This window comes from Actinocorallia aurea (assembly GCF_054783995.1).
Genome location: NZ_BAAGPQ010000019.1, coordinates 22,402 through 43,708, shown reverse-complemented (window position 1 = coordinate 43,708; position 21,307 = coordinate 22,402). Strand labels below are relative to the sequence as shown.

The 21,307-nt window shown below is 73.1% G+C and carries 23 protein-coding genes; 9 read left to right on the top strand and 14 right to left on the bottom strand.

Annotated elements, in window-relative coordinates; all coding sequences use genetic code 11:
• Positions 1–296 precede the first annotated feature (296 nt).
• Positions 297–674 (bottom strand): winged helix-turn-helix transcriptional regulator, encoded by a 378-nt coding sequence (locus ACYVOM_RS23385; RefSeq protein ID WP_460305606.1) that lies wholly within the window; start codon positions 672–674, stop codon positions 297–299.
• 102 nt (positions 675–776) lie between these two features.
• Here ACYVOM_RS23385 and ACYVOM_RS23380 point away from each other — a divergent pair, with 102 nt between their 5' ends.
• Entirely contained in the window at positions 777–1,403 is a 627-nt protein-coding gene (locus ACYVOM_RS23380; protein WP_460305605.1) for an NAD(P)-dependent oxidoreductase, read from the top strand.
• A 148-nt stretch (positions 1,404–1,551) separates the two neighbouring features.
• On the opposite strand, the gene ACYVOM_RS23375 is transcribed toward ACYVOM_RS23380, so the two are convergent.
• The 3 genes from ACYVOM_RS23375 to ACYVOM_RS23365 form a co-directional block, all read right to left on the bottom strand.
• The gene (locus ACYVOM_RS23375; RefSeq protein WP_460305604.1) at positions 1,552–2,655 is read right to left on the bottom strand and encodes a DNA alkylation repair protein; all 1,104 of its coding nucleotides are present in this window, start codon (positions 2,653–2,655) and stop codon (positions 1,552–1,554) included.
• Positions 2,656–2,787: 132 nt separating this feature from the next.
• Complete coding sequence (locus ACYVOM_RS23370; RefSeq protein ID WP_460305603.1) at positions 2,788–3,441, bottom strand: response regulator transcription factor; 654 nt, start codon at positions 3,439–3,441, stop codon at positions 2,788–2,790.
• On the bottom strand, positions 3,429–4,958 hold the full coding sequence (locus ACYVOM_RS23365) for a sensor histidine kinase (RefSeq protein ID WP_460305602.1): 1,530 nt from the start codon (positions 4,956–4,958) through the stop codon (positions 3,429–3,431). The genes ACYVOM_RS23370 and ACYVOM_RS23365 overlap by 13 nt, the downstream gene beginning before the upstream one ends.
• Positions 4,959–5,267: 309 nt before the next feature.
• Here ACYVOM_RS23365 and ACYVOM_RS23360 point away from each other — a divergent pair, with 309 nt between their 5' ends.
• Positions 5,268–5,642, top strand: a complete 375-nt coding sequence (locus tag ACYVOM_RS23360) for a DUF6069 family protein (protein WP_460305601.1) — start codon at positions 5,268–5,270, stop codon at positions 5,640–5,642.
• 132 nt (positions 5,643–5,774) lie between these two features.
• Here ACYVOM_RS23360 and ACYVOM_RS23355 read toward each other — a convergent pair whose 3' ends face one another.
• The 3 genes from ACYVOM_RS23355 to ACYVOM_RS23345 all read right to left on the bottom strand — a co-directional run bounded on the left by ACYVOM_RS23355 (position 5,775) and on the right by ACYVOM_RS23345 (position 7,931).
• Complete coding sequence (locus ACYVOM_RS23355) at positions 5,775–5,984, bottom strand: hypothetical protein (RefSeq protein ID WP_460305600.1); 210 nt, start codon at positions 5,982–5,984, stop codon at positions 5,775–5,777.
• A gap of 364 nt (positions 5,985–6,348) precedes the next feature.
• A complete protein-coding gene (locus tag ACYVOM_RS23350; RefSeq protein ID WP_460305599.1) occupies positions 6,349–7,191 on the bottom strand; it encodes an SGNH/GDSL hydrolase family protein in 843 nt (280 codons plus the stop codon).
• A gap of 221 nt (positions 7,192–7,412) precedes the next feature.
• Entirely contained in the window at positions 7,413–7,931 is a 519-nt protein-coding gene (locus tag ACYVOM_RS23345; RefSeq protein ID WP_460305598.1) for a MarR family winged helix-turn-helix transcriptional regulator, read from the bottom strand.
• 88 nt (positions 7,932–8,019) lie between these two features.
• Between ACYVOM_RS23345 and ACYVOM_RS23340 the strand changes: the two genes are divergently transcribed.
• Together ACYVOM_RS23340 and ACYVOM_RS23335 are read left to right on the top strand one after the other, a co-directional pair.
• A complete protein-coding gene (locus tag ACYVOM_RS23340) occupies positions 8,020–8,646 on the top strand; it encodes an alpha/beta hydrolase (RefSeq protein ID WP_460305597.1) in 627 nt (208 codons plus the stop codon).
• A gap of 204 nt (positions 8,647–8,850) precedes the next feature.
• Positions 8,851–9,597 (top strand): (2Fe-2S)-binding protein, encoded by a 747-nt coding sequence (locus ACYVOM_RS23335; RefSeq protein WP_460305596.1) that lies wholly within the window; start codon positions 8,851–8,853, stop codon positions 9,595–9,597.
• A 67-nt stretch (positions 9,598–9,664) separates the two neighbouring features.
• On the opposite strand, the gene ACYVOM_RS23330 is transcribed toward ACYVOM_RS23335, so the two are convergent.
• Positions 9,665–10,417 carry a DUF4097 family beta strand repeat-containing protein gene (locus ACYVOM_RS23330; protein ID WP_460305595.1) on the bottom strand — a complete coding sequence of 251 codons (753 nt, stop codon included), beginning with the start codon at positions 10,415–10,417 and terminating at the stop codon, positions 9,665–9,667.
• A gap of 70 nt (positions 10,418–10,487) precedes the next feature.
• Between ACYVOM_RS23330 and ACYVOM_RS23325 the strand changes: the two genes are divergently transcribed.
• The 3 genes from ACYVOM_RS23325 to ACYVOM_RS23315 all read left to right on the top strand — a co-directional run bounded on the left by ACYVOM_RS23325 (position 10,488) and on the right by ACYVOM_RS23315 (position 13,117).
• Positions 10,488–11,117 (top strand): TetR/AcrR family transcriptional regulator, encoded by a 630-nt coding sequence (locus ACYVOM_RS23325; protein ID WP_460305594.1) that lies wholly within the window; start codon positions 10,488–10,490, stop codon positions 11,115–11,117.
• 42 nt (positions 11,118–11,159) lie between these two features.
• The gene (locus tag ACYVOM_RS23320; RefSeq protein ID WP_460305593.1) at positions 11,160–12,041 is read left to right on the top strand and encodes an LLM class flavin-dependent oxidoreductase; all 882 of its coding nucleotides are present in this window, start codon (positions 11,160–11,162) and stop codon (positions 12,039–12,041) included.
• A 152-nt stretch (positions 12,042–12,193) separates the two neighbouring features.
• Positions 12,194–13,117 carry a TIGR03619 family F420-dependent LLM class oxidoreductase gene (locus ACYVOM_RS23315; protein WP_460305592.1) on the top strand — a complete coding sequence of 308 codons (924 nt, stop codon included), beginning with the start codon at positions 12,194–12,196 and terminating at the stop codon, positions 13,115–13,117.
• 69 nt (positions 13,118–13,186) lie between these two features.
• Here the strand turns inward: ACYVOM_RS23315 and ACYVOM_RS23310 are convergent, their stop codons facing one another.
• The 3 genes from ACYVOM_RS23310 to ACYVOM_RS23300 form a co-directional block, all read right to left on the bottom strand.
• Positions 13,187–14,065, bottom strand: coding sequence for a carbohydrate kinase family protein (locus ACYVOM_RS23310; RefSeq protein WP_460305591.1), 879 nt, complete (start codon positions 14,063–14,065; stop codon positions 13,187–13,189).
• A 92-nt stretch (positions 14,066–14,157) separates the two neighbouring features.
• On the bottom strand, positions 14,158–15,132 hold the full coding sequence (locus ACYVOM_RS23305) for an LLM class flavin-dependent oxidoreductase (protein WP_460305590.1): 975 nt from the start codon (positions 15,130–15,132) through the stop codon (positions 14,158–14,160).
• A gap of 111 nt (positions 15,133–15,243) precedes the next feature.
• Complete coding sequence (locus ACYVOM_RS23300; RefSeq protein ID WP_460305589.1) at positions 15,244–16,800, bottom strand: FAD-dependent monooxygenase; 1,557 nt, start codon at positions 16,798–16,800, stop codon at positions 15,244–15,246.
• Positions 16,801–17,007: 207 nt separating this feature from the next.
• Between ACYVOM_RS23300 and ACYVOM_RS23295 the strand changes: the two genes are divergently transcribed.
• A complete protein-coding gene (locus ACYVOM_RS23295) occupies positions 17,008–18,195 on the top strand; it encodes an MFS transporter (protein ID WP_460305732.1) in 1,188 nt (395 codons plus the stop codon).
• Between the two features lie 167 nt (positions 18,196–18,362).
• Here the strand turns inward: ACYVOM_RS23295 and ACYVOM_RS23290 are convergent, their stop codons facing one another.
• The 3 genes from ACYVOM_RS23290 to ACYVOM_RS23280 all read right to left on the bottom strand — a co-directional run bounded on the left by ACYVOM_RS23290 (position 18,363) and on the right by ACYVOM_RS23280 (position 20,698).
• On the bottom strand, positions 18,363–19,010 hold the full coding sequence (locus tag ACYVOM_RS23290) for a cytochrome b/b6 domain-containing protein (RefSeq protein WP_460305588.1): 648 nt from the start codon (positions 19,008–19,010) through the stop codon (positions 18,363–18,365).
• Entirely contained in the window at positions 18,994–19,683 is a 690-nt protein-coding gene (locus ACYVOM_RS23285) for a molybdopterin-dependent oxidoreductase (protein ID WP_460305587.1), read from the bottom strand. The genes ACYVOM_RS23290 and ACYVOM_RS23285 overlap by 17 nt, the downstream gene beginning before the upstream one ends.
• Before the next feature lie 73 nt (positions 19,684–19,756).
• Entirely contained in the window at positions 19,757–20,698 is a 942-nt protein-coding gene (locus tag ACYVOM_RS23280) for a DMT family transporter (protein ID WP_460305586.1), read from the bottom strand.
• A gap of 70 nt (positions 20,699–20,768) precedes the next feature.
• Here ACYVOM_RS23280 and ACYVOM_RS23275 point away from each other — a divergent pair, with 70 nt between their 5' ends.
• Positions 20,769–21,248, top strand: a complete 480-nt coding sequence (locus ACYVOM_RS23275; RefSeq protein ID WP_460305585.1) for an Lrp/AsnC family transcriptional regulator — start codon at positions 20,769–20,771, stop codon at positions 21,246–21,248.
• Positions 21,249–21,307 lie beyond the last annotated feature (59 nt).

The window sequence follows — 21,307 nt, the reverse complement described above, 5'->3', positions numbered from 1 at the left end:
CGGGGGAGCTCGATCCCCCAGTCCGACGCCCTCCGCCGACGAAAGGTTCACCGAAGATCGGCGACACCGCTCCGCTGGCGCCTTTCACACCCGTCGGCTCGCGTAGGCCCGCAGACCTCTTGGCTCGGCGGTGTGCTTCGTTCCCGTCGGCTCGCGCAGACCCGCAGACGGCTCGGCGCGGGCGCTGGGCTTCGTTGCAGGGTCGGCGGGGGTGCTCCTGAGCGGGCGGGCCAACGGGGGTGGGCTTCGTTGCAGGGCTTGGTCGGTGGGGGTCCTCGGGGGGCTGGGCGGGAGGCTCAGCGGGGGTGGGTGGCGTCGTAGGACTCGCGGGCGTCCAGGAGGGCGTCGAAGTGGTCCGTGGCCCAGTCGCAGGCGGCGGCCAGGGGGACGAGGAGGGAGCGGCCCAGGGCGGTGAGTGCGTACTCGACGTGCGGGGTGGCGCCGGCCGGGTGGACGGTGCGGGCCACCAGGCCGTCGCGCTCCAGGGAGCGCAGCGAGCTGGTGAGGGCCTTGGGGGTGACGCGGTGGAGCGGGACGCGCAGTTCGGAGAAGCGGCGCGGGCCGTCTTCGAGGCAGCGCAGGACGAGGGCCGCCCACTTGTCGCCGACCCGGATCGGGTTGACGGACGAGGGGCAGAGCTCGTCGAAGAGGTCCGCGGACAGTGGCTCTCTCATGGCCGCCACGATAACCGGTATCCGAACGGATACCGGGGCTCCGGTTAGCGTCCGGGGACCGGTCGGCGCACGGGCGCCGGCCCCTCGGAAAGGCGGATCGACATGGATCTCGTGGTCTTCGGCGCGGGCGGCAGGGCGGGACGGCGGGCCGTCGCGGAGGGGCTGCGGCGCGGCCACCGCGTCACGGCGGTCGTCCGGGACCCCGCCCGTCACCCTGACGTCCCCGAAGGCGCCCGGATCGTGGCGGGCGACGTCACCGACCCGTCCGACGTGGACCGCGCCGCGGCGGGACACGACGCCGCCGTCAACGCCGCGGCCGAACTCAACGCGGACCCGCACGCGTTCTTCACGTCCGCTTCCCGCGCCCTGTCCGCCGGGCTCGTCTCCGCGGGCGTGGGCCGTCTCGTGGCCGTCGGCCTCTCGCCCGTCCTCCCGGGCCCGTCCGGCGTCCCCCTCGTGGACGAGGCGGACTACCCGCCCGAGCACCTCCCCTTCATCCTGGGCCACGCCGCGGGCCTCGCCGAACTCCGCTCCGCCACCTTCGACTGGCTCTACGCCGCCCCTACCGGCGACTTCGACCACACCGGCACCCCCACCGGCCACTACACGACGACCCCCCACTCCGACCCCGCCAACCTCATCACCTACCCCGACTTCGCCCTCGCCCTCCTAGACCAGATCGACACCCCCACCCACCACCGCACCACCCTCTCCATAGCCTCCCCCTGACCGCCTCCCCCACCGCCCCGGACGACCCCGGCGCACCTGCCCACCGACAGCGACAGCCGCCAGGTTCCCTGTCGGCTGCCGCGTCCAGGGGGGTCCTCCGGACCGGGGGCGGGGGCGGCTGGGGTGGGTCGGCCGTTGGGTTCGGGGATCAGGGTGGGTTGAGGGTGAAGGGGGTGGGGTTGTGCGGGGTGCCGTTCACTTGGATTTCGAGGGTGTGGAGGCCTGGGTGGAGGGGGCGGGTGCTGAGGGGTTTGAGGGGGTGGCGGCGGGTCAGGGCGGCACGCTCGCCGGGGGCCAGGGAGCGGGTCGTGAGCTTGAAGACCTTCGGGGCGGTGCGGCCCGCGGCCTTGCGGTAGTGGACGATGTAGTCGATCACCAGGTGGGCCGTGCGGTCTCCGGTGTTGGCGACCTCGAACGTGAAGTCGAGGGAGCCTCCGACGGCGATGTCGCCGGAGGTGATACGGGGACCGGTGACGGTGACCGGAGCCCCCGGAGTGAAACCCAGCAGGGCGAGCGCGCCCGGGTCACCGCGTTTCACCGCGGTGCGCAGCGCGTGCCGCGTCACCCGGACTGTGCTCGGACCGGGCGCCTGCGCCCACCCCTCGGCGATCTCGACGGCCAGCGCCGGATCCGCATGGCTGATGTCGTTGACGTGGTTGGCGACCGATCTGCGCACGTACTCCGAGGTGTCCCGGTGGAGCACGTCGAGGATCGGGCGGGCCGCCCGCGGATCGCGCAGGATGCCCGGCACCCGCACCGCCCAGGGCAGCCGCGGCCGGGTGCCCTCGGACGCCAGCCTGCGCACGTGCTCGTCCGGATGGGCCGTCCACGGCGTGATGACGGCGAGGGCGCGGTCGAGGTCGGCGATCAGCATCCGCCGGATGGCGAGTTCGGCCGTCAGCCTCGGGGTGAGTTCGGCGAGGAGGCCGAGCCCCTCGTCGAAGGCCTCGGAGGTCCCCTCCTCCAGCGCCCGCGACACCACGGCCTCGGTGACGGGCCATGTCATCCACCCGGTGAACGCCGGATCCCGCAGCGCGGCCCGCACGGTCTCGCGCATGCCGACGTGGCCCGAAGGGAGCCCTCCGAGCAGCGCCGCGCAGAGCGCGTCGCTCCTTGGGCGCAGGGCCATCCCTTCCAGCGCCGGGCCGACCGCGCGAACCGCTGCGGCCGCGGGCCGCCGCCCGATCCCGTCGAGCACCGCCGCCAGCCCGGCGACGGCCTCCCGTCCCAGCAGTTCCTCCGCGAAAGGCATGCCCCCTCCTCCCCCGCGGCGGTCCCTCGACCGCCCCGCACCCGCCCGCACCGAACGACCCCCACGCTAACCCCCGCCTCTGACGTTTCCCGGACGTGGGATCGCGTGGCCGCGTTCGCTGCGGCACCAGCGTCAGACGAGACCGGCGTCGTGGGCGAGGAGGGCTATCTGGGTGCGGTTGTCGAGGTCGAGTTTGGTGAGGATGCTGGAGACGTGGGCCTTCACCGTGGTGAGGCTCATGGTGAGGGCCGCGGCGATGTCGGCGTTGGCGGCGCCGCGCGAGATCGCGAGGGCCACGTCGCGTTCGCGGGGCGTGAGGGCGGCGAGGGCGGCGCGGGCCCGTTCGTAGGCGCCGGTCTGGGCGACGGTGCGGTCCATGAGGCGGCGGGTGACCGCCGGAGAGAGGATCGGGTCGCCCGCGGCCACGCGGATGACGGCCTCGACGATCCGGGCCGGCGGAGTGTCCTTGAGCAGGAAGCCGCTCGCCCCGGCGCGCAGCGCGCGCACGATGTTCTCGTCGGTGTCGAACGTGGTCAGCACGATCACCTCGGGAGGGCGCGGCCGCGCGCGCAGCCTCCGGGTGCCGGTGATGCCGTCGACGCGCGGCATCCGCAGGTCCATGAGGACGACGTCGGGCGCGTACGCGTCGACCGCGGCGACCGCCTCCGCGCCGTCCGCGGCCTCGGCCACGACCGTGATGCCGGCGGCGCCGTCGAGCATCATCAGCAGGCCTGCCCGCACGAGGGCGTCGTCGTCGACCAGCAGGACCTTGATCACGCGGGCCATGGTAGCCGGGCATTCAGGACGAAATCCCCGTCTACGGCACGGTGGTCGAGCCCGCCGCCGGCCAGCCGCACGCGCTCGGTGAGTCCGACGAGTCCGGTGCCTCCACCGGACACGGCCGCCGCGTCGAGGTCTCCCGGCGTCTCCTGCACACCACCTTGACCAGGCGGACGGCCGCCCTGCCCCGCCTGCGGATCCCGTACGGCTTCCGGCCCAGACGGACGAGCACCGCCGACCTGCCCGCTCTGTGGATCCCCCAGCCTGCCCCGGCCAGCAGGACGGGCTTCGCCGCCCTGCCCGGCCTGCGGGTCCGGCACCCTGTCGGGGCCAGGAGGATCGCCGACCTGGCCGGGCAGCGAGTCGCGCGCCCTGCCCTGCGCGGAGGAACGAAGACCTCCGACCTGCCCAGTCTGGTCCCGCGCCCTGCCTCGGCCCGAGGGCCGGGCTTCGCGGAGGGGGACGGGCAGCGGATTTCGGATGTCGACGAGGAGGGATGCGCCGGGGGCGCCGTGGACGTGGACTTCCACGGGCTGCCCTGGCGCGTGCTTGCGGGCGTTCGTCAGCGCCTCCTGGACGACCCGGTAGCCCGCCCGAGAGACGCCCGAAGGCAGAAGGGCGCCTTCTGTCTCGTCCAGCAACCGCACCCTTTGCCCGGCTTGGCGGGCTTCGTCGGCGAGTCGCGGGAGGTCGGCCAGCGTCGGCGGGGGGACGAGATCGTCGTGCTCGTCCGCCTCGCGCAGCAGGCCGATCACCTGACGCAATTCCTCCAGCGCCGAGCGCACCCCCTCGCGGACCACGCCCGCCGCCTGGGCGACCTGCTCGGGAGCCGCGTCCGGGCGGTATTCGAGCGCCCCCGCGTGGGTGGCGATCAATGTCAGCCGGTGGGCGAGCACATCGTGCATCTCGCGGGCCAGCGCGCGGCGCTCGGCCATGCGCGCTTCGGTGACCCTCCTCCCCTGCTCGGCCTCCGCCCGCTCGGCGCGCTCGCGCAGCGAGACGAGCAGCGCGTGCCGGGATCGGGCCAGCGCGCCCCAGCCGAGCAGCGCCGCGTAGGCGGTGCAGACGAGGAGCAGCCACCAGCCGAGCGAGATGCCCGGATTGGGCCTCGCCAAGCCCTGGACGACGTGGGCCGCGACACCCAGCGCCGCGACGGCCGCCGCTCGGCCGAACGGTCCGCACCGCGCCGTCTGGAGTGCGCCGAGCGTCGCGGCCGGCGTGGCCGCCGGGGACACCGCCGCCAGCAGCACGGCGGCGAGCGCCCCCGGCAGCGGCCGCCGCAACTGCACGATCGCAGCAGCGGTGCCCGCCACCGCGGCGACGACGTCGACGGCGATCAGCGCGCCACCCGACCGCCCCCACACGGTGAGGGCCGCCAGCCCCCCGATCCCGACGACCACGCTTGCCACATGGGCCGTCCAAGCCACGCCGCCCGCACCGCCGACGCAGCCCGCATCGGTGGTGCCGGCCGCACCCGAGACACGGGCCACGACCACGGACGAAGGGTTCCGCATCTCGCTCATCGCGCCAGGCTAACGAGCTGCGCGGCCTCGCCGTCACCTACCAAAGTAGGGGCTGCGGCCCCACACGAGCCGCGTCCGCGAGCACCTTCCGTGACGCGGCGCCGGCCGAGAAATGGGCTCGTCAGCGCCGTCGACGACGCTCGCGGTGCCCAGGGCGGCGTCGGCAGGTCGCCGAGCTCTCACGCAGGCCGGGCGACCTGATCGGGCAGCGCTTGGCCCCGAAAGTAGGTGGTGACCCCTACTTTCGTGGGGGGATGCGCGGCCGGAAGCCCGATGTGGGCTCGACGCTCCCCGGGCGACCCTTGCGGCATGAACACCACTGTGCGGAGATTCCTCCTTTCTGTCGTCGCAGGTCCTGCCGCCGCGCTCCTCGTCTGGATCGTCGCGGTGCCGTGCCTTGACGTGTCGCTGGACGTCATATCGGGCGGCGGCACCAGGTCCGTCGGCCCCGGGTCGTTCGCCGCCGCGGCCGCGGTCGCGGGCCTCGCCGGCTGGGCCCTCCTTGCGGTCCTGGAGCGCCGCGCCGCCCGTCCCCGCTTCGCCTGGACGCTGATCGCCCTCGCCGTCTCGGCGCTCTCCCTCCTCGGCCCCCTCGGCGCGGCGGACACCGCCTCCCGCCTGACCCTCCTCCTCGCCCACGTGGCCGTCGCCGCCGTCCTCATCCCCGCCCTCCCCCGCCGGTGACCTCCCCTCCTCCCCGTGTGGCCGGTGGCCTGGGCGTTCCGGTGGCCTGGGCGTTCCGGTGGGACTCGGGTGCGGGGAGGAGGGAGAGCGCCCAGAGGGCGGACGCTTGGAGGAGTCCCGCGGTCGTGGGCATCACGAGGTCGCCGAGGATCCCCACTTCGGCAGGTCCGGCACGGGGAGGACGGCCCTGAGAGGGAGATCTACGAGGAGGAACACCGGGATGCTGCCCGGACCGTCGCGTGCGGAGAGGTACGTGACGAGGGAGGCAGCGAGGACAACGAGCGTGTAGGCGGAGGCGACGAAGGCTCGGAGGCCGAAACGGAAGCGAAGTCTGATGCGCACGGCCCCAGGGTCGATGCGTGAAGGCTCCCGCGCATGAGCGCTCCCACTCAGATCCGACCCGCCCGATGGCTCTGGAACCTCACCCGCCTCGCGGCACGGCCGAGGCCGCTCTCCTGAAACCGGCCCCCTTCCCTACGCCTCCTCAGCGAAGCCCCGACAATGGGCGGCTCACCACCGTCGAACCACCGCATTCCCGCCCCAAGGCCAGACCACCCCTGCCGGCCCAACACAGTCGGGCCGCTGTCGGGCCGTCGTGGATGAGGCCGACGCGGGATGGTGCTGGCGGCGGCCGCCGGGGGCGACGTCGGCCCACGGCGGGGGCGAAGTCTCGCCTCGCCGGTTCGCGTTCGGGCGCTCGGGTGGGTCAGCGGTCGAGGGTCAGGTAGATGAGTCGGGCGACCGCGTCCATGCCTCGGGCGTTGGGGTGCATCGCGATCGCCCCGGATGGGTCGCGCATGGGCTCGGTCCAGCGGGTGGTGCGCGAGCGGCAGGCGTCGTGGCCTGTGCTGGCGGCGTAGGGGTCGACGCTGAGGATGCCTGCCGCGGCGGCGCGGCGGGCCAGCATCGTGTTCAGGCTGCGCTCCTTGGCGGCCAGGTAGGGGATGTCCTCGGGTTTGACGGCGACGGACTTGCCGCAGCGCGCGGTGTCGGGCAGCAGCCGCAGGTAGCCGACGAGGACGATCACGGCGCGTGGGGCCTTGGCCCGGATCCGCTCGATCGCCTTGTCGATCTTCGGGGCCGTCGCGGCGATCTTCGTCTCGATGCGGTCCTTGCCGTTGGCGGTGAAGATCCGCTCGCAGCCGCGCAGGAACGAGGCGAAGACGCAGGTCCGGAGGATGCCGCCGAACCCGATGTCGTTGCCGCCCACGGTGAGCGTGACGAGTTCGGTGTCGGCGGTGAGCGCGTCGAGCTGCGCGGCGACGCCCGCCTTCTGCCGGTAGAAGAGCGCGTCGGTGGTGGCGCCTTTGCAGGTGACGTCCGTCAGCGCCAGGCGGCCCTGGGCGAGCACCTGCGCGTAATTGCGGCTCGACCTTTCGCACTTCTCATTGACTTCCCGTGGAATTCCGGGACCCGCGGCGAACGAATCCCCGAGCGCCACATATTTCCGCAGGCGGACGGCCTGCGCCGGAGCGGCGAAGACGCCGCAGATCAGAGAGGCGACGGCCAGTATCACAAGACCAGAGCGGACAAACTCGGAACCGCGCATGAATTCACCTCAACACAGGAGCAAGAACACACCACCCGGCGGGAAATTCCGACGGCGATCCCGACATTAGCAAAATACATTCCGCCCGAAATCCCACCACATCACGCTTCGCCCGAAAAATAAAAAGCGAAAAATCTCAGCGCCGCCTCCGGCCGCGCTGGACAGCCGACCTGGCGAACGCAGAAGCCACCCCCGTCGATGCGGATCCGGGGTCGCGGGATTCAGCCGTCGAGCCACTCCGGGCGGGTGGCGGCCGTCGGGTCGAGCCTGGCCAGCACGGCCTGCTGTGCGGTGCGGAGCTGCGCCAGCTGCTCGGGTGCGAGGGCGTCGATGACGAGCGCGCGGACGTGCGCCACGTGGACCGGCGCGGCCTCCTCGACGAGGCGCGCGCCCTCGTCCGTGATGACGGCGAGGGTGGCCCTGCGGTCGTCGGGGTCGGGCCGGCGGCACAGCAGGCCGCGCCCCTCCAGCCGTTTGGCGACGTTCGACAGCCGCGAGAGCGAGGAGCTGGTGAGCTGGGCGAGGCGGCTCATCCGGAGCGTCCGGTCGGGGAGCTCCGAGAGCATCGATAGCACGTGGTACTCGAAGAAGCTCAGCCCCGCGTCGCGTTCCAGCTGCGCGTCGAGGGAGGCGGGCAGCGTCGTGATGACGCGGACCATGTCGAGCCACGCAAGGCGCTGCTCCGGGGTGAGCCACCGGACGCCCTCTTCGTCCGTTCCGGGGCGCACGTGTTCGGTCACCCGCCAAGCTTAGTTGACGCTTGAACTAAACCCGGCTACCTTCCTTCAAGGTTGAAGTATTTCGGACGAAAAGCGAGGGGGTGGGCGCGTGAGCACGCGAGTGCGGCCGACCGTGCTCTGGCACGGCGAAGACAAGACGACTAAGCCGCTCGTCGTGCTCCTGCACGGGCGAGGCTCGAACGAGCGGGACATCATCGGGCTCGCCGACCTCCTCCCCGAAGACGTCGCCTACGCGGCGGTACGGGGCCCCATCAGCGAAGGCGGCGGCTACGCGTGGTTCGCCAACCGCGGCATCGGCCGCCCGCTCGCCGCGTCCCTCAGTGAAGGCATCGCCTGGTTCCGCGAATGGCTCGACGAAGTCGCGAAGGCAGGCCGCCCCGTCATCCTCGTCGGCTTCAGCGGCGGCGCGACCTTCGCGGGCGGTGTCCTCCTGGACGCGCCGGACCGCTTCACCGGCCTCGCCACCCTGTACGCGACGCTGCCTTTCGACGCCGGAATCCCGACGGACCCTGGACGCCTCGCCGGAGTCCCCGTCCTGGTCGCGCAGGGTGACGCCGACACGGTGATCCCCGTCGACCTCCAGGCCCGGACCTGGAAGTACCTCCACGAGGGGTCGGGCGCCGCCGTCACCGCCCTCCGCTCCCCCGGCGGCCACGGCCTCACCCGCGCCGACACCGAAGCCCTCGCCACCTGGATCACCGCCCACAGCGCCTGACCCCGCTCCCGCCAAGGCAGGACGGCCCCCTGCCTGCGGCCCTTCCCGCCGCGAGGGCGCGACTCGGCTGGAAGCGTGGGGCGCGAGGCTCGGACAGTGAAAGGCGGGGAGGCCGAAGTAGACTCGGCGGAGGATTCGGCCAGGGGTCGGGAGCGGCAGAGCGTCTGGTGCGGGGTTCGGGGCTGGGCGGGATGGAAGGGCCGGATGGCGCTGGAAGCGGTGGTCTCTGACGTGTCGGAGATCAGTGGGTATTTCCATCTTTATGGCGGGGATGCTCCTGGGGGCCCGTGGAGGCCGCTCGATGAGCTGTTCGGTGACGAGGCGAGCTTCGCGGCGCGCGTCGCGGCGGCCGCGGGGCACATGGGGACCGACGAGGCGCGGGTCGCGGCGTCCGTCGTGCATCTGGGGATCGCGGCGAGGGTGTGGTCGCCGGTTCTGGGGGCGCTCGTGGCGCATCGGGTCCTGCTCGACTGGCGTGCGGACGCCCTTGAGTGGAAGGACGCGCTCGGCGGCCCGCTTCCGATGCGGATGCCCGTGATCTCCGGACGGGCGGTGGACGATCCCGTGGAAGCGGCCGGGGAGCTTTACCGCGCGGTCGAGGCGTTGCAGGAGCGGCTCAACGCGCTCGTCCTCGGCGAGGTGAAACTGGCGCCCCGCCTGCTGTGGGGCAACAGCGCGTCCGCTCTGGGCGGCGCCGTGCGCGCGCTGGCGGCGGCCCGCCCCCACCTGGCCGACGAAGCGCTCGCCTTGGGGAACGCGCTTCTCGGCATGGGGAGGCTGCGCGGAACGGGCTCGTTCACCGAGGCCGCTCCGCGGGTCGCGTTCTTCACGCGTACGACCTGCTGCCTGTACTACCGGATCCCCGGCGGAGGCAAATGCGGCGACTGCGCCCTGACAGACGCGGCGAGCCGCCGTGCTCAGTGGTCGCGCGCCCTCGGGCGGCGTCCCTGACGCGCGCCGTCTCCGGTCACCGACGGCGGGACGGCGGCGCACCGAGCCTGAACCCTCCCGAGGCGGCTCAGGAGGTGAGGGTGATGGCGCCGTTCTCGGTCCGGACGGTGACGGCGGGGCCTGTCGGGGAGTTCGGGAGCGTGCTGCGGACTTTGCCGTTCTCGGAGTTGAGCGACTGCCGGTAAGGGGCGTCGGGGAGTTCGAGGGTGGCGGCTCCGTTCTCGGTGGTGACGTCGACCGAGGCGGGTGCCGCGGTGTGCGTGAGGCGGACGGATCCGTTCTGGGTGCGGGCCTTGACGCGGCCGGAGCCGAGGCCGGTGCCGCGGATCTCGCCGTTCTCGGTGCGCAGGTCGAGTGGTCCCGAGGAGTCCGAGACGGCGACGGCGCCGTTCTGGGTGCGGATCGTCAGGGCGGTCGCGAAGCCCTTGGCGGCGATCCTGCCGTTCTCCCCCTCGACGGTCAGGACGGTGCCGCGCGGCACGAGGATCCGGTAGCGGACGGAGCAGCCGCCGACGAGGGCGTCGCAGTCGGTGGCGAGGCGGAGGGTGCCGTCGCGCAGGTCCCAGGTGGCGCGCGGGTCGGAGCCGATGAAGGCCCATTTCGTGAACCAGCGGGTCACCTCGATCCCCGACACGTCGGCCGGAGCGACTTCGAGGTCGCCGCGGTCCTTGGCGATGGTGAGCGCGGTCCCGTCGTAGGCGAAGACGCGGTCTTCGGGCACGGCTTCGTCGGCGGAGGAGCCGCACGCCGAGAGGGCGGCGAGCAGGAGCACGGCTCCGCCGCCCGCACGCAGGACACGGTCGAAACGAGAGGTGGACAAGACGACCCCCGGGGTTGCTTTCCGACATTTCAATACTCAAAGTATCGAATACTCCGAGTATGCTAACGCCATGACCGAGCCAGGACCACCCGTTCCCGTGAAGCGCACCCCCCGCGCCGAGGTGCGGCGGCGGCTGCTCGACGAGGCCGCGCGCGCCTTCACCGCGCACGGCTACACCGAGAGCAGGATCGAGGACATCGCGGCGGCCGCCGGCTTCACCAAGGGCGCCGTCTACTCCAACTTCGGAGGCAAGCCCGAACTCTTCGCGGCGGTCCTCGCCGAGGCGGCCTCGACGGAGCTCTCCGACGTCCTCGCCGACGTCCGCGACATCGACGATCCGGCCGCACTCTTCGACCGCGTCGCCCATCTCATGGCCCGCCGCGTCGTCGAGGACACCGAGCGGACCCGACTCGGCCTGGAGTTCGCCGCGCGCGCCGCCCGCGACCCGCGGACCGGCGCGGTGCTCGCCCCGCTGCGCCGCGCGCAGCGCGAGGCCGCCGCGCGCACCATCGCCGAGGTCGCGGACCGCACGGGCGCGCGCCCGACGGTCCCGACCGAGTCGGCCGCCCTGATCCTCCACACGCTCACCAACGGCCTCGCCCACGAGCACCTGGCCGACCCCGATGCCGTCGACGCCGCCGCCCTCACCCGCGCCTTCACGGCGGCCCTCGCCGCGCTGTTCCCCGCGAACCGGAGCTGAACAGGCCTGGAAGGGACAAAAGGTGCGGGTTAGCATCGAGGGGTGAAAATCCGTATCGGGTACGCACCGGGGGCCCGGGGCCCCGCGCGGGACGACTTCACCGGGCTGTGCCGGAGCCTTGAGGAGTTGGGCTTCGACTCGCTCTGGGTGACGGAGCGGGCGACCGGGCCCGGCGGCGATCCCGTCGCGCTGCTGGCGCACGCGAGCGCGGTGACCGAGCGGATCAAGCTCGGCACCGCGGTGATGACGCTGCCCGGAAGGCAGCCCGCGCTGCTCGCCCAGCAGCTCGCGACGGTGGACCGGCTTTCGGGAGGGCGGCTGCTGCCCGCCTTCGGGCTCGGCCAGCGCCTCGACGCCGAGCACCAGGCGTTCGGTGTCGCGCGCGGCGAGCGGGTCGCGCTGTTCGAGGAGCTGCTGCCGCTGCTGCGGAGGTTCTGGAGCGGGGAGACCGTCACCCATCACGGGCCCCGGTTCGCCTTCGAGGGGGTGTCGGTGCGGCCTCGGCCCGTCAAGGGCGCGTTCGACGTGTGGATGGGCGGCACCGCCGACGCCGAGCTGCGGCGCGCGGGCCGCCTCGCCGACGGCTGGCTGGCCGCCTTCCTGATGCCCGCCGAAGCCGAACGCGGCCGCCTCCTCATCGAGCGCACGGCCGCCGAGCACGGCCGCGCCATCGACCCCGAGCACTTCGGCGTCACCCTCGCCTACCGCCACGGCGCCGCCCCGCCCGCTCTCCGCGTGCCCCGCAAGGACCTGAGCGACGCCGACCTCGACGACCTGGTCCCGTCCCTCGACGGCCTCGAAGGCGCACTCCGCCGCTACATCGACGCCGGTTTCTCCAAGTTCGTGCTGGCCCCGCTGCACTCGCCCGCCGACTGGCGCACCGAGCTCTCCGCGATCCGCTCGGTCCTGTCCCTCCAGAACTGAGCGCGATCGACCCGATCCGGCCAGTCGATCCGGAAATATCCCGCTCTGGCGCGCGGTGCCCCTCGGCGCACCCACCGCGCGCTTGATGTGGTGGATCTTCCCTGCGCAGAATGCCGGAGGCGAAGTGGCCGCACCGGGGCAGGAGGCACGGAATGGACGTCGCGGGCGGACGGCCCCGGCTGGCGTTGGGCCTGCCGGTGGCGACGACCCTGTACAGGGCGGACGAACAGCACAGGATCGTCGATCTCGCGAAGGCCGCCGACGCGGCGGGGATCGACACGCTCGTGCACAGCGACCACGTGGTGATGGGCGGCCGCACCGACCGCTACCCCTTCGGGACCTTCGCGTTCCCCGACGGATCGCCCTGGCTGGAGCCCCTGACGACGCTCGCGGTCATCGCCGGCGCCACCTCGCGGGTCCGCCTGTCCACGGGCGTCCTCATCGCCGGCCTGCGCCGCGCGCCGCTGCTCGCCAAGACCGCCGCGACGCTCGACGCCCTGTCGGGCGGACGGCTCGAACTGGGCGTGGGAACGGGCTGGCAGCGCGAAGAGTACGACGCGATGGGCCTGGACTTCGGAGAGCGCGCCCAGCTCCTCGACGACACCGTCACCGCCGCCAAGGCGCTGTGGGCGCCGGGCGGCCCGGCGAGCGTGGACCTCCCGACCGTCTCCTTCACCGGCCTGTGGTGCGACCCCAAGCCCGCGCAGCCCGGTGGTCCCGCGATCCTGTTCGGCGGCCCGCTGACGGCGCGGAACCTCCGCCGCACCACCGAACTCGGCGACGGCTGGATCCCGATCATGGGCGAGACCGCGCAAGGCGTGGCCGACGGCGTCGCACGCATCCGCGACGCCTGGGCGAAGGCGGGCCGGGCAGGAGAGGTCCCCAGGGTCCGGCACACCTTGCCCGTCGTCCGGACGGACGGCTCTCCGGACCTCGACCGGACCTTGGACGGGGCGGCCGCCTTCGCCGAGGCGGGCGCCACCGAGGTGACCGTGCCCCTCACCGCCTTCACCGCGGACCCCGACGAAGCCCTCGCCTGGATCGAGTCTCTCGGCGGCCGCTGGCACCGTTCCTGACCCGCGCACGGCGACTCGGCGGCTCAGGGCTCAGTGGGCGGGATGCCTCGCTTGAGGCGGATCCGCGGGTCAGCGGGGCGGGTCGGCGCCGGGGCGGGTGCAGGTGTCGGCGGCGAGGGCGGCCGCCTCGGCCAGGGCGGGGGCGAGGGCCGACGGGGAGAGGGTGCGGAGCGCCTCGCGGGTGAGGAGGCCGCGGGTGTGCAGGCCGGCGAGGAGGCCCGAGGTGAAGGCGTCCCCCGCGCCCACCGTGTCGACGACGTCCACGCGGACGGCCGGTTGCGGCACGGTGCCGTCGGCGAGGTAGGCGGTGGCGCCCTTCTCGCCGCGGGTCACCACGACGAGGGACGGCCCCAGGGTCAGCCAGCCTGCCGCGACCTGCTCGGCGGGAAGCTGCGGGTGCAGCCAGGCGAGGTCCTCGGCGCTGGCCTTGACGATGTCGGCGAGCGCCGCGCACTCGTCGACGCGCAACCGGGCCTCGGCCGGATCTCCCATGAGCGACGGCCTGCAGTTCGGATCGTAGGAGATGACGGCCCTGCCGTGCCATTCCCGGAGCAGGTCGAGGACGCGGTCGGCGCCCGGCGCGAGGTGCGCGGCAAGGGATCCGGTGTGCAGGCAGGTCGTCGCCTCCGGCAGCGGAACGTCCGGAATGCTCCAGTCGAGCTGGAACGTGTACTCCGTGCGGCCGGACGGATCGAGCCGCGCCGTGGCCTTGCTCGTCGGCAGGGCGTCGCGCGGATCACCGACCGGTTCGACCGCGCTGTCCCGGAGGTGTCGCGCGAGGGCGTCGCCGTCGGCGTCGGCGCCGAACCGCGTCAGCAGCGCCACCGGCACGCCCCGTCTGCCGAGGCCCACCGCGACGTTCAGCGGGCTGCCGCCCGGCCGTGCGATCGCCTCGTCGTCCTCGGTCACGAGCACGTCGATGAGCGCCTCGCCCACCACACTGATCACAGCGGCATCCCCCTGCTCTGGCGCCCCACATCGTCCGGCGCCCGAGCATACGACCGGAAGATGAACAGCAGGCAGACGAACGGAGGTCCTTCTCAGGAGAGCGCGGGGAGCACCTGGTCGGAGACCGTGCGCAGGTAGCGCCAGGCGATCTCCGGAGGCAGTCCGCCGAGCAGCGGGTGCAGGGCGAGCATCGTGCCTCCGCGGACGAGCGCGACGGCCTCCTCGACCGACAGGATCCGGTGGCTGCGGTTCTCCGCGCGCAGCTCCGCCGCGGTCCGCGCGAACGACAGGCTCGCGGTCGTGGACGCACCCTCGTTCCAGGCGGCGTAGGAGCGCACGTCGTGCATCAGGTAGGGGCCGAGCTCCCCCCATGCCTTGTCGACGTCCTCGGCGACGAATACCGTCGTCGGCGTCTCGACCGTCGGTACGAAGCACATGCCCGGCCGGTGCCCTGCGGCGATGGCCGCCTCGCGATAGACGTCCGCCAGCCCCGGCTCGCCGCCTTGGGCGAAGAACCCGATGCCGTGCCTTCCGGCCCGCCGGGCCGCCGCGCGGCTGCTGCCGCCCCAGGAGACCATGGGCCCGCCAGCGGTGAACGGCGCGGGCGTGACGTGCACGCGCCGCCCCTCGTACTCGAACGGGTCGCCGGTCTTGGCCTTGAGGAGGACGCCGAGCTTCTCTTCGGCGAGCGCGCCGCGGGCGCGGAAGTCGACGCCGAACATGGCGTACTCCTCCGGACGGTAGCCGAGGGCCGCGACGTACATGACGCGGCCCCGGCTGATGACGTCGAGGACCGCCATCTCCTCGGCGAGCCGGACGGGGTCGCACAACGGCAGAATCACGACGGCGACGGTGATGGGCAGCGTCTTCGTCCGGGCCGCCATCGCACTCGCAAGGACGACGGGTGAAGGCAGGAACCCGTCTTCGGCTCCGTGGTGCTCCGACACCATCGCGGTGACACAGCCGTGCCGCTCGCCCCACTCGGCCATGTCGAGGGCGGCCGCGTACAGTTCCGCCGCGTCCGCCCCGGTCTCCGGCGCCCGCATGTCGAACCGCATCATGAACATTCGCCGCGCTCCCGCCTGCCCACCCGCCAATGGAAAGAATAATGTATACGTCATTCGCGGAAAGGAAAGCCGCCCGCCGCGAGGACGGAAGGCCGGGCGCTTCCTCGGCGGTCAGACCAGGAGCCGGTGGGCCGCCACCGCGGCGTCGAGGGCGTGCTGGTCGACGGCGCCGGCGATGACGGGAAGGGCCGCCGCGACGAATCCGTCGGGGCGGATGAGGTAGAGGCGGTCGGCGCGGAGCCCTTGGTGCGGGTCGGCGGCGAAGGCGTGCGGTCCCTCGATCCAGGGCGGCCGTGCGGGGCGGGCGACGGGCGCGCCGCCGTAGGTGTGGAGCTGCCAGGTCAGGGAGCGGAGCGGTTCATCATTGGCGTCCGAAGGGGGCAGGCGGCGGCCGACGGCAGGGTCCAGCGCCCACGCGGGGGCCGGGCCGCCGGGCAGATAGTGGTAGCGGATGCGGTACTGGCCGAGGTAGCCGCCCAGGCGGGGGCCGAGGCGGGAGCGGGTGATCCGCGGCAGGAGCCGCGCCGCGAGGAAGCCGAAGCGGTTGCGGAACAGGGAGACGCCCTTGCCGCGACGCCCGATGACGCCGAACGCCCGGTCGGTGACGTTGATGAGCTTCTCCGCGACGGGCCGACGTTCGCGCTCGTACCGGTCGAGGGCCGATGGGTCAAGGTGGCCTTGGGCGACGTCGGCCAGGAGGAGGGCGAGGTTGTGGGCGTCCTGCAGCCCGGTGTTCATGCCCTGTCCGCCGATGGGCGAGTGGACGTGGGCGGCGTCGCCGGCGAGGAACACCGAGCCGAGCCGGAAGCGCGAGGCGACCCTGTGGTGGACGCGGTAGGTGGAGAACCAGTCGACCCTGCCGAAGGCCAGGCCCAGGTCCTCCCGAGCGGCCTGGAGCGCGGCCTCCTGGGTGATGGAGTCGTGCGGGGCCAGGGCGATGAGCCTCGCGTGGCCGCCCGGCCCGAGGGGGAAGGTGATCGCGAACGTCTCCGCGCCGAACCGGCCCGAAATGGCGTCGTCGGGAATTCCGGAGATGTCGTGGAGGTCGGCGACCCAGAAGGTCGCGTCGTCGGTCACCCCCTCGAAGGGCAGGTCGATCTCCCTGCGGACCGTCGACGCCGCGCCGTCGGCGCCGACGCACCAGCGGGCGCGCACCACGACCAGCCCGTCCGGGCCTTCCAGGAGCGCCTCGACCCTGCCGTCCGGGCCGTCCTCGCGCGTGCGGTCGACGAGGTCCACGAGCCGGTGGCCCCAGGCGACCTCTCCTCCGCGCTCGGCCAGCGCGTCGACCAGCAGCCGCTCGTTGCGGCTCTGCTCGAAGATCTTGACCCCGGGGAACCGGGTCGCGTCCTGCTGGAGCTCCGCGAAACCGAACCCGAGGGGACCGCCGCCCGCCCCGATCCGCAGGCGCACCACCGGGTTCGCGCCGTCGAGGACGGGCTGGGCCACGTCGAGCTGGTCGTAGAGCTCCATCGTCCTCGCCTGCACCGCCAGCGCCCGGGACTCCCGGGTGGGGCCGGTCTTCTTGTCGACGACCAGGGCGGGCAGGCCGCGCGCGGCGCACACGAGCCCGGCCATGAGCCCGGTCGGGCCGGCGCCCACGACCAGCACCTCGGTGTCGATCGTCGGCAGGTCGGCGACGCGCACGGCGGGCGCATTGAGATCCATGTCCTTCGACCTTTCCGGGGCAGCGGGCGCGTCGTCTCGGTCTTCTGAACCTTGTTCTTCTGAGCCTTGTTCTTCTGAACGTTGTTCTTCCGCACGACGGCCTCCGTGCAACGGCGAACGCGGAAAAGATCCCAGAAAGACCGTCGGGTCCGGAACCGACAGAGGGGTCGAGGTTCGGGGTTGTCGCACAGTAACGTCCCACAAGTGATGAAGCGGTATGCCTTGTGGTCGTATGTCCCTGGAGCGGTCACGGCGCGCACCGGGGACGCGATGTCCGGGCCCGCGCTGCTGCTGGCGGGGTTCGCCGCGACGGGTTCCGCCGCGACCGCGTCGTCGCTGCTGGCGGGCATCACGGTGTCGGCGGCGGTCGGCGGGCCGGTCTTCGGGGCGCTGCTCGACCGGGCGGCGCGGCCCGGACGGCTGCTGGCCGCCGCGTTCTCCGTCTACGCGGCGGGACTCGCCGTCATCCTGCTGACGCTGGGCCGCGCCCCGATCGCCCTCACCGTCGCGATCGCGGTCGACGCCGGGCTGCTGGGGCCCGCGCTGTCGGGCGGCTGGACCTCCCAGCTGCCGCACGCGGTGCCCCCCGAAGGGCTGCCGCGCGCCACCGCGCTCGACGCGATGACGTTCAACGTGGCCAGCCTGGCGGGACCTGCGCTGGCCGGCGCGGTCGCGGGATGGGCCGGCGCGTCGACGGGGGTGGTCGTGGCCCTCGTGCTGATCTGCCTCGCCGTCCCGTCGGCGCTGGCGCTGCCCGCGCCGCCGCCACGCCCGAGGACCTCGTCCCCGCTCCGCGCCGACGTCTCCGCGGGCTTCCGCGCCATCACCCGCACCCGCCCCCTGGCCCGCGCGACGGCGACGACGGTCGTCTCCTGCACGGGACAGGGCATGCTGATCGCCTCGGTCCCCCTTCTCGGCGCCCGCGCGTTCGGTGCCGCCGACAACGGCGCGTTCCACCTGTCCGTCGTCGCCGCCTCCGCCCTCGCCGCCAACTTCGTGCTCTCCCGCCGCCCCGGCCTGATGCGCCCGGACACCGTCATCTGGACCAGCACCCTGGTCCTGGCGGCCGCCCTGCTCCTCGCCGCCACCGCGCACCCCGCCGCGCTCGTCGCCGCCGCCGTCATCGCGGGTCTGGGCGAGGGCCCGCAGCTCACCGCCCTCTTCGCCGTCCGCCACCGCGAGGCCCCCGCCCACCTCCTCAGCCAGATCTTCACCACCGGTGCCAGCCTCAAGATCACCGGCTTCGCCGCCGGCGCCGCCCTGGCCGGGCCCCTGGCCACCTTCTCCCTCCCCCTCACCCTGCTCACCGCCGCCGCCACCCAACTGGCCGCCGCCCTCGCCTACGCCGCCCTCTCCCATCCCGGGCCCCACCCCGCCGCCGCGGAGTCCACGTAGCCGGCGGCGCTCCGCGAGGTCGCGATCGCGCCGTCGTCGACATGGGCGGCGAACGCGGCGGAAACGCGTTCAGCGGCCGCCGCGTCGTACACGGTCGGCGGGAATCGCCGAACCGCTCGATCTCCGGCGGCTTCCAGGGGAGCGCGGGCCCTGGCGCCGAGATCGCGTCAAGCCTCGGGCCGGGCCTGGGAAGGGGTCTCGTCGTCGGCGGTGACCTCGCGGTACCAGGCGGGATGGTGTTCGGCGGCCCAGGAGGGCGGGACCGTTCCGACGGCCATGCCCACCAGGGCGTCGCGGTCCCGCAGGGCGTACCAGAGGTGCCCCGCGACCATGACGGCGACGGCGAGGAACAGCCAGTCATGGACGAACGTCGCGCCGGTGCGCCAGCCGTCCGGCCAGGGGTCGGGGAACGCCATGATCGCGCCGGTGCCGAGCATCACCAGGATCGCGCCCGCGGTGAACGCCGCGTTCAGCTTCTGCCCCGGGTTGAACTTGCCGATCGGGACCACGCCCACTCCGTCGTGGACGGCCCTGCGCTCGCGGCTGCGCAGCCACTGCCAGTCGGCGGGGGCGAAGCGGTTGAGCCGCCGGACGTCCGCGCGGAACGCCTTCGCCAGCAGGCCGAGCAGGACCGGGACCGGCAGCAGGAACCCCGCCCACAGGTGGATCGGCTTGAGCAGGCCGCGGCGGCCGACCCGTTCGGCCAGCGCCGGGAAGTACAGCAGCGCCGCGGTGGCCAGGCAGACGATCATCAGCAGGGCCGTGACGTGGTGAACGGCGCGTTCGGCGCGGGCGAACCTAGGAAGTCGGCGCATCGGACCTCCCGTTCGAGCGGCCCACCCAGGCGTCCACGTCGTAGCCGCGCAGTTCCCAGTACCCGGGCTCCACCTCGTCGACCACCTCGATCCCGCCGAGCCACTTCAGGGACTTGTAGCCGTACATCGGGGCGGCGAACAGGCGGACGGGCCCGCCGTGGTCGTGGGTGACCGGCGCGCCGAGCATCGAGGTGGCCACGAGGATGTCGCGGCGGCGTGCCTGCTCCATCGTCAGGGACTCGGTGTACACGCCGTCGAACGACGTGAACGTGATCGCGGCGGCCTTCGGGTCGGCCCCGCAGGCGTCCAGGAGGTCGGGGAGCGCGACCCCGCTCCAGGCGACGTCCTTCACGCGCCACCCGGTGACGCACTGGAAGTCGCGGGTCAGCGCCGTCTGCGGAAGGTCGGCGAGATCGGCGAGCGTGAGGCTCCGCTTCGCGGCGACCCGGCCGGAGACCTCCAGCCGGTACGTCTGCGCGGTCTTCTCCGGGACCGACGAGACGACCGTGTAGTACCGGAATCCGCCCGCCGCGGGGATGATCCCCGAGATCGGCGCGAGCACCTCGCCGACGCCTTCCTGCGCGCGCGAGCCGAGCGCGACGCCCAGCGCGCCCAGCCCCAGCATCCCGAGCACGACCCGCCGTCCGACGGGCGCGCCCTTCTCCGCGTCCACCAGCCCATTCCACCAGCCGACCGCGGAACGCACAACGCCCGGGGCCGTTCCGGGCGCGGTGAAGGCGGTCGATCTAGACGCTCGCCGTGGTGGCGAGAACGCGTTCGGTCCTCGGTGCGGGGACCGCGCCCTCCGGCGGGGGCGGCGGGGCGTCGTCGCCTCCCTGCGGGAGGGCGGTGAGGACGAGGCCGAGGATGACCGCCACGCCGCCGGCGATCTGCAGGGGGCCGAACGGGTCGCTGAACAGGACGACGCCGATGCCGAACCCGATCACCGGCTCGATGTTGAGGAACGAGCCCGCGAGGTCGGGGGCCACCCACGCCTGGGCGTAGGCGAACAGCCAGTACGGGATCAGGGTGCCGGCGATGACCAGGCCGATCAGCGCGAGCAGCGGGCCCTGGGCCTCGGGGACGGCAGGGGCGCCTTCGGTGAGGTAGGCGAACGGGGCCGCGGCGATCGCCGCGCCGGTGAACTGCACGGCGGTGACGGCGAGCGGGCGGCGTCCGGCGAGCAGGCCGGGCTGGACCATGAGGAACGCGGCGGACAGCGCGGCGCTCAGGAAGACCAGGAGGTCACCGGACAGGGTGGCGCCGCCGCCGCCCGCGCCGGCGACGAGCGCGATACCGAGGAACGCGACGCCGAACCCGATCCAGCCGGTCCGGCCGGTACCTCCTCGGCCGAGGATCACCGCGGCGATCGCGCCCAGCACGGGGACCAGACCGACGATCAGTGACGCGTGCGCGACCGAGGTCCGGGCGATCCCGACACTCTGCAGGACGATCACCGCTCCGTAGCCGACCGCGCCCCACGCGAGGATCTTGGGTTTCCACGCCTTGCGGAGTTCGGTGCGGCCCGCCATCACCAGGAGCGGCAGGGCGGCGAGCCCGAAGCGCAAGACGGTGAGCCACATCGGCCCCAGCCCGTCAAGGGCGACCTTCGTCAGGGGCACGGTGATCCCCCACAGCACGCCAGAGGCGATCAGGGCGATCAGAGGACCGGAACGTAGGTTTCGCATGCCTCAAGGATCGGAAGTCCTAGCGCAAAATCGGCATGTCCGAGGCCGGAACGCTACTAAATTGCGCGATATGGCCGCTGGACTGGATGAAATCGACCGCAGACTGCTGGACGAGCTCCAGCACGACGCCGATCGGACCAACGCGGAGCTCGCCCGGCTCGTCGGCCTGTCCCCCACGGCGACCCTGCACCGTATTCGGAAGCTCAAGGAATCGGGTGTGATCCGCCGGGTCCGGGCAGATCTCGACCCGGCCCTCATCGGGTTCCCCCTGAAGGTCTACGTGACGATCTCCCTGGCCCGCCACACCCCGAAATTCGAACGCGCGTTCCATGACACGCTCCGGGGCATCCCCGAGGTGATCACCGCAGACATCATCGCGGGCGAGACCGACATGATCATCGTGATCATGGCCCGCGATGTCCCCGACCTCCAGCGCATCCTCCTGAAGCTCTCCCTCCAGGGCGCCCAGCGCATCACCACCCTGCTCCACCTCGAGGAGATCAAGCCCTCGGCCCCGCTGCCCGTCCTGGCCGTCCCCGAGGGGACCTGACGAAAATCCGTTGACGGCCCGGCACCCTCCCGGACATGGTGATGATCTTCCAACGCTGG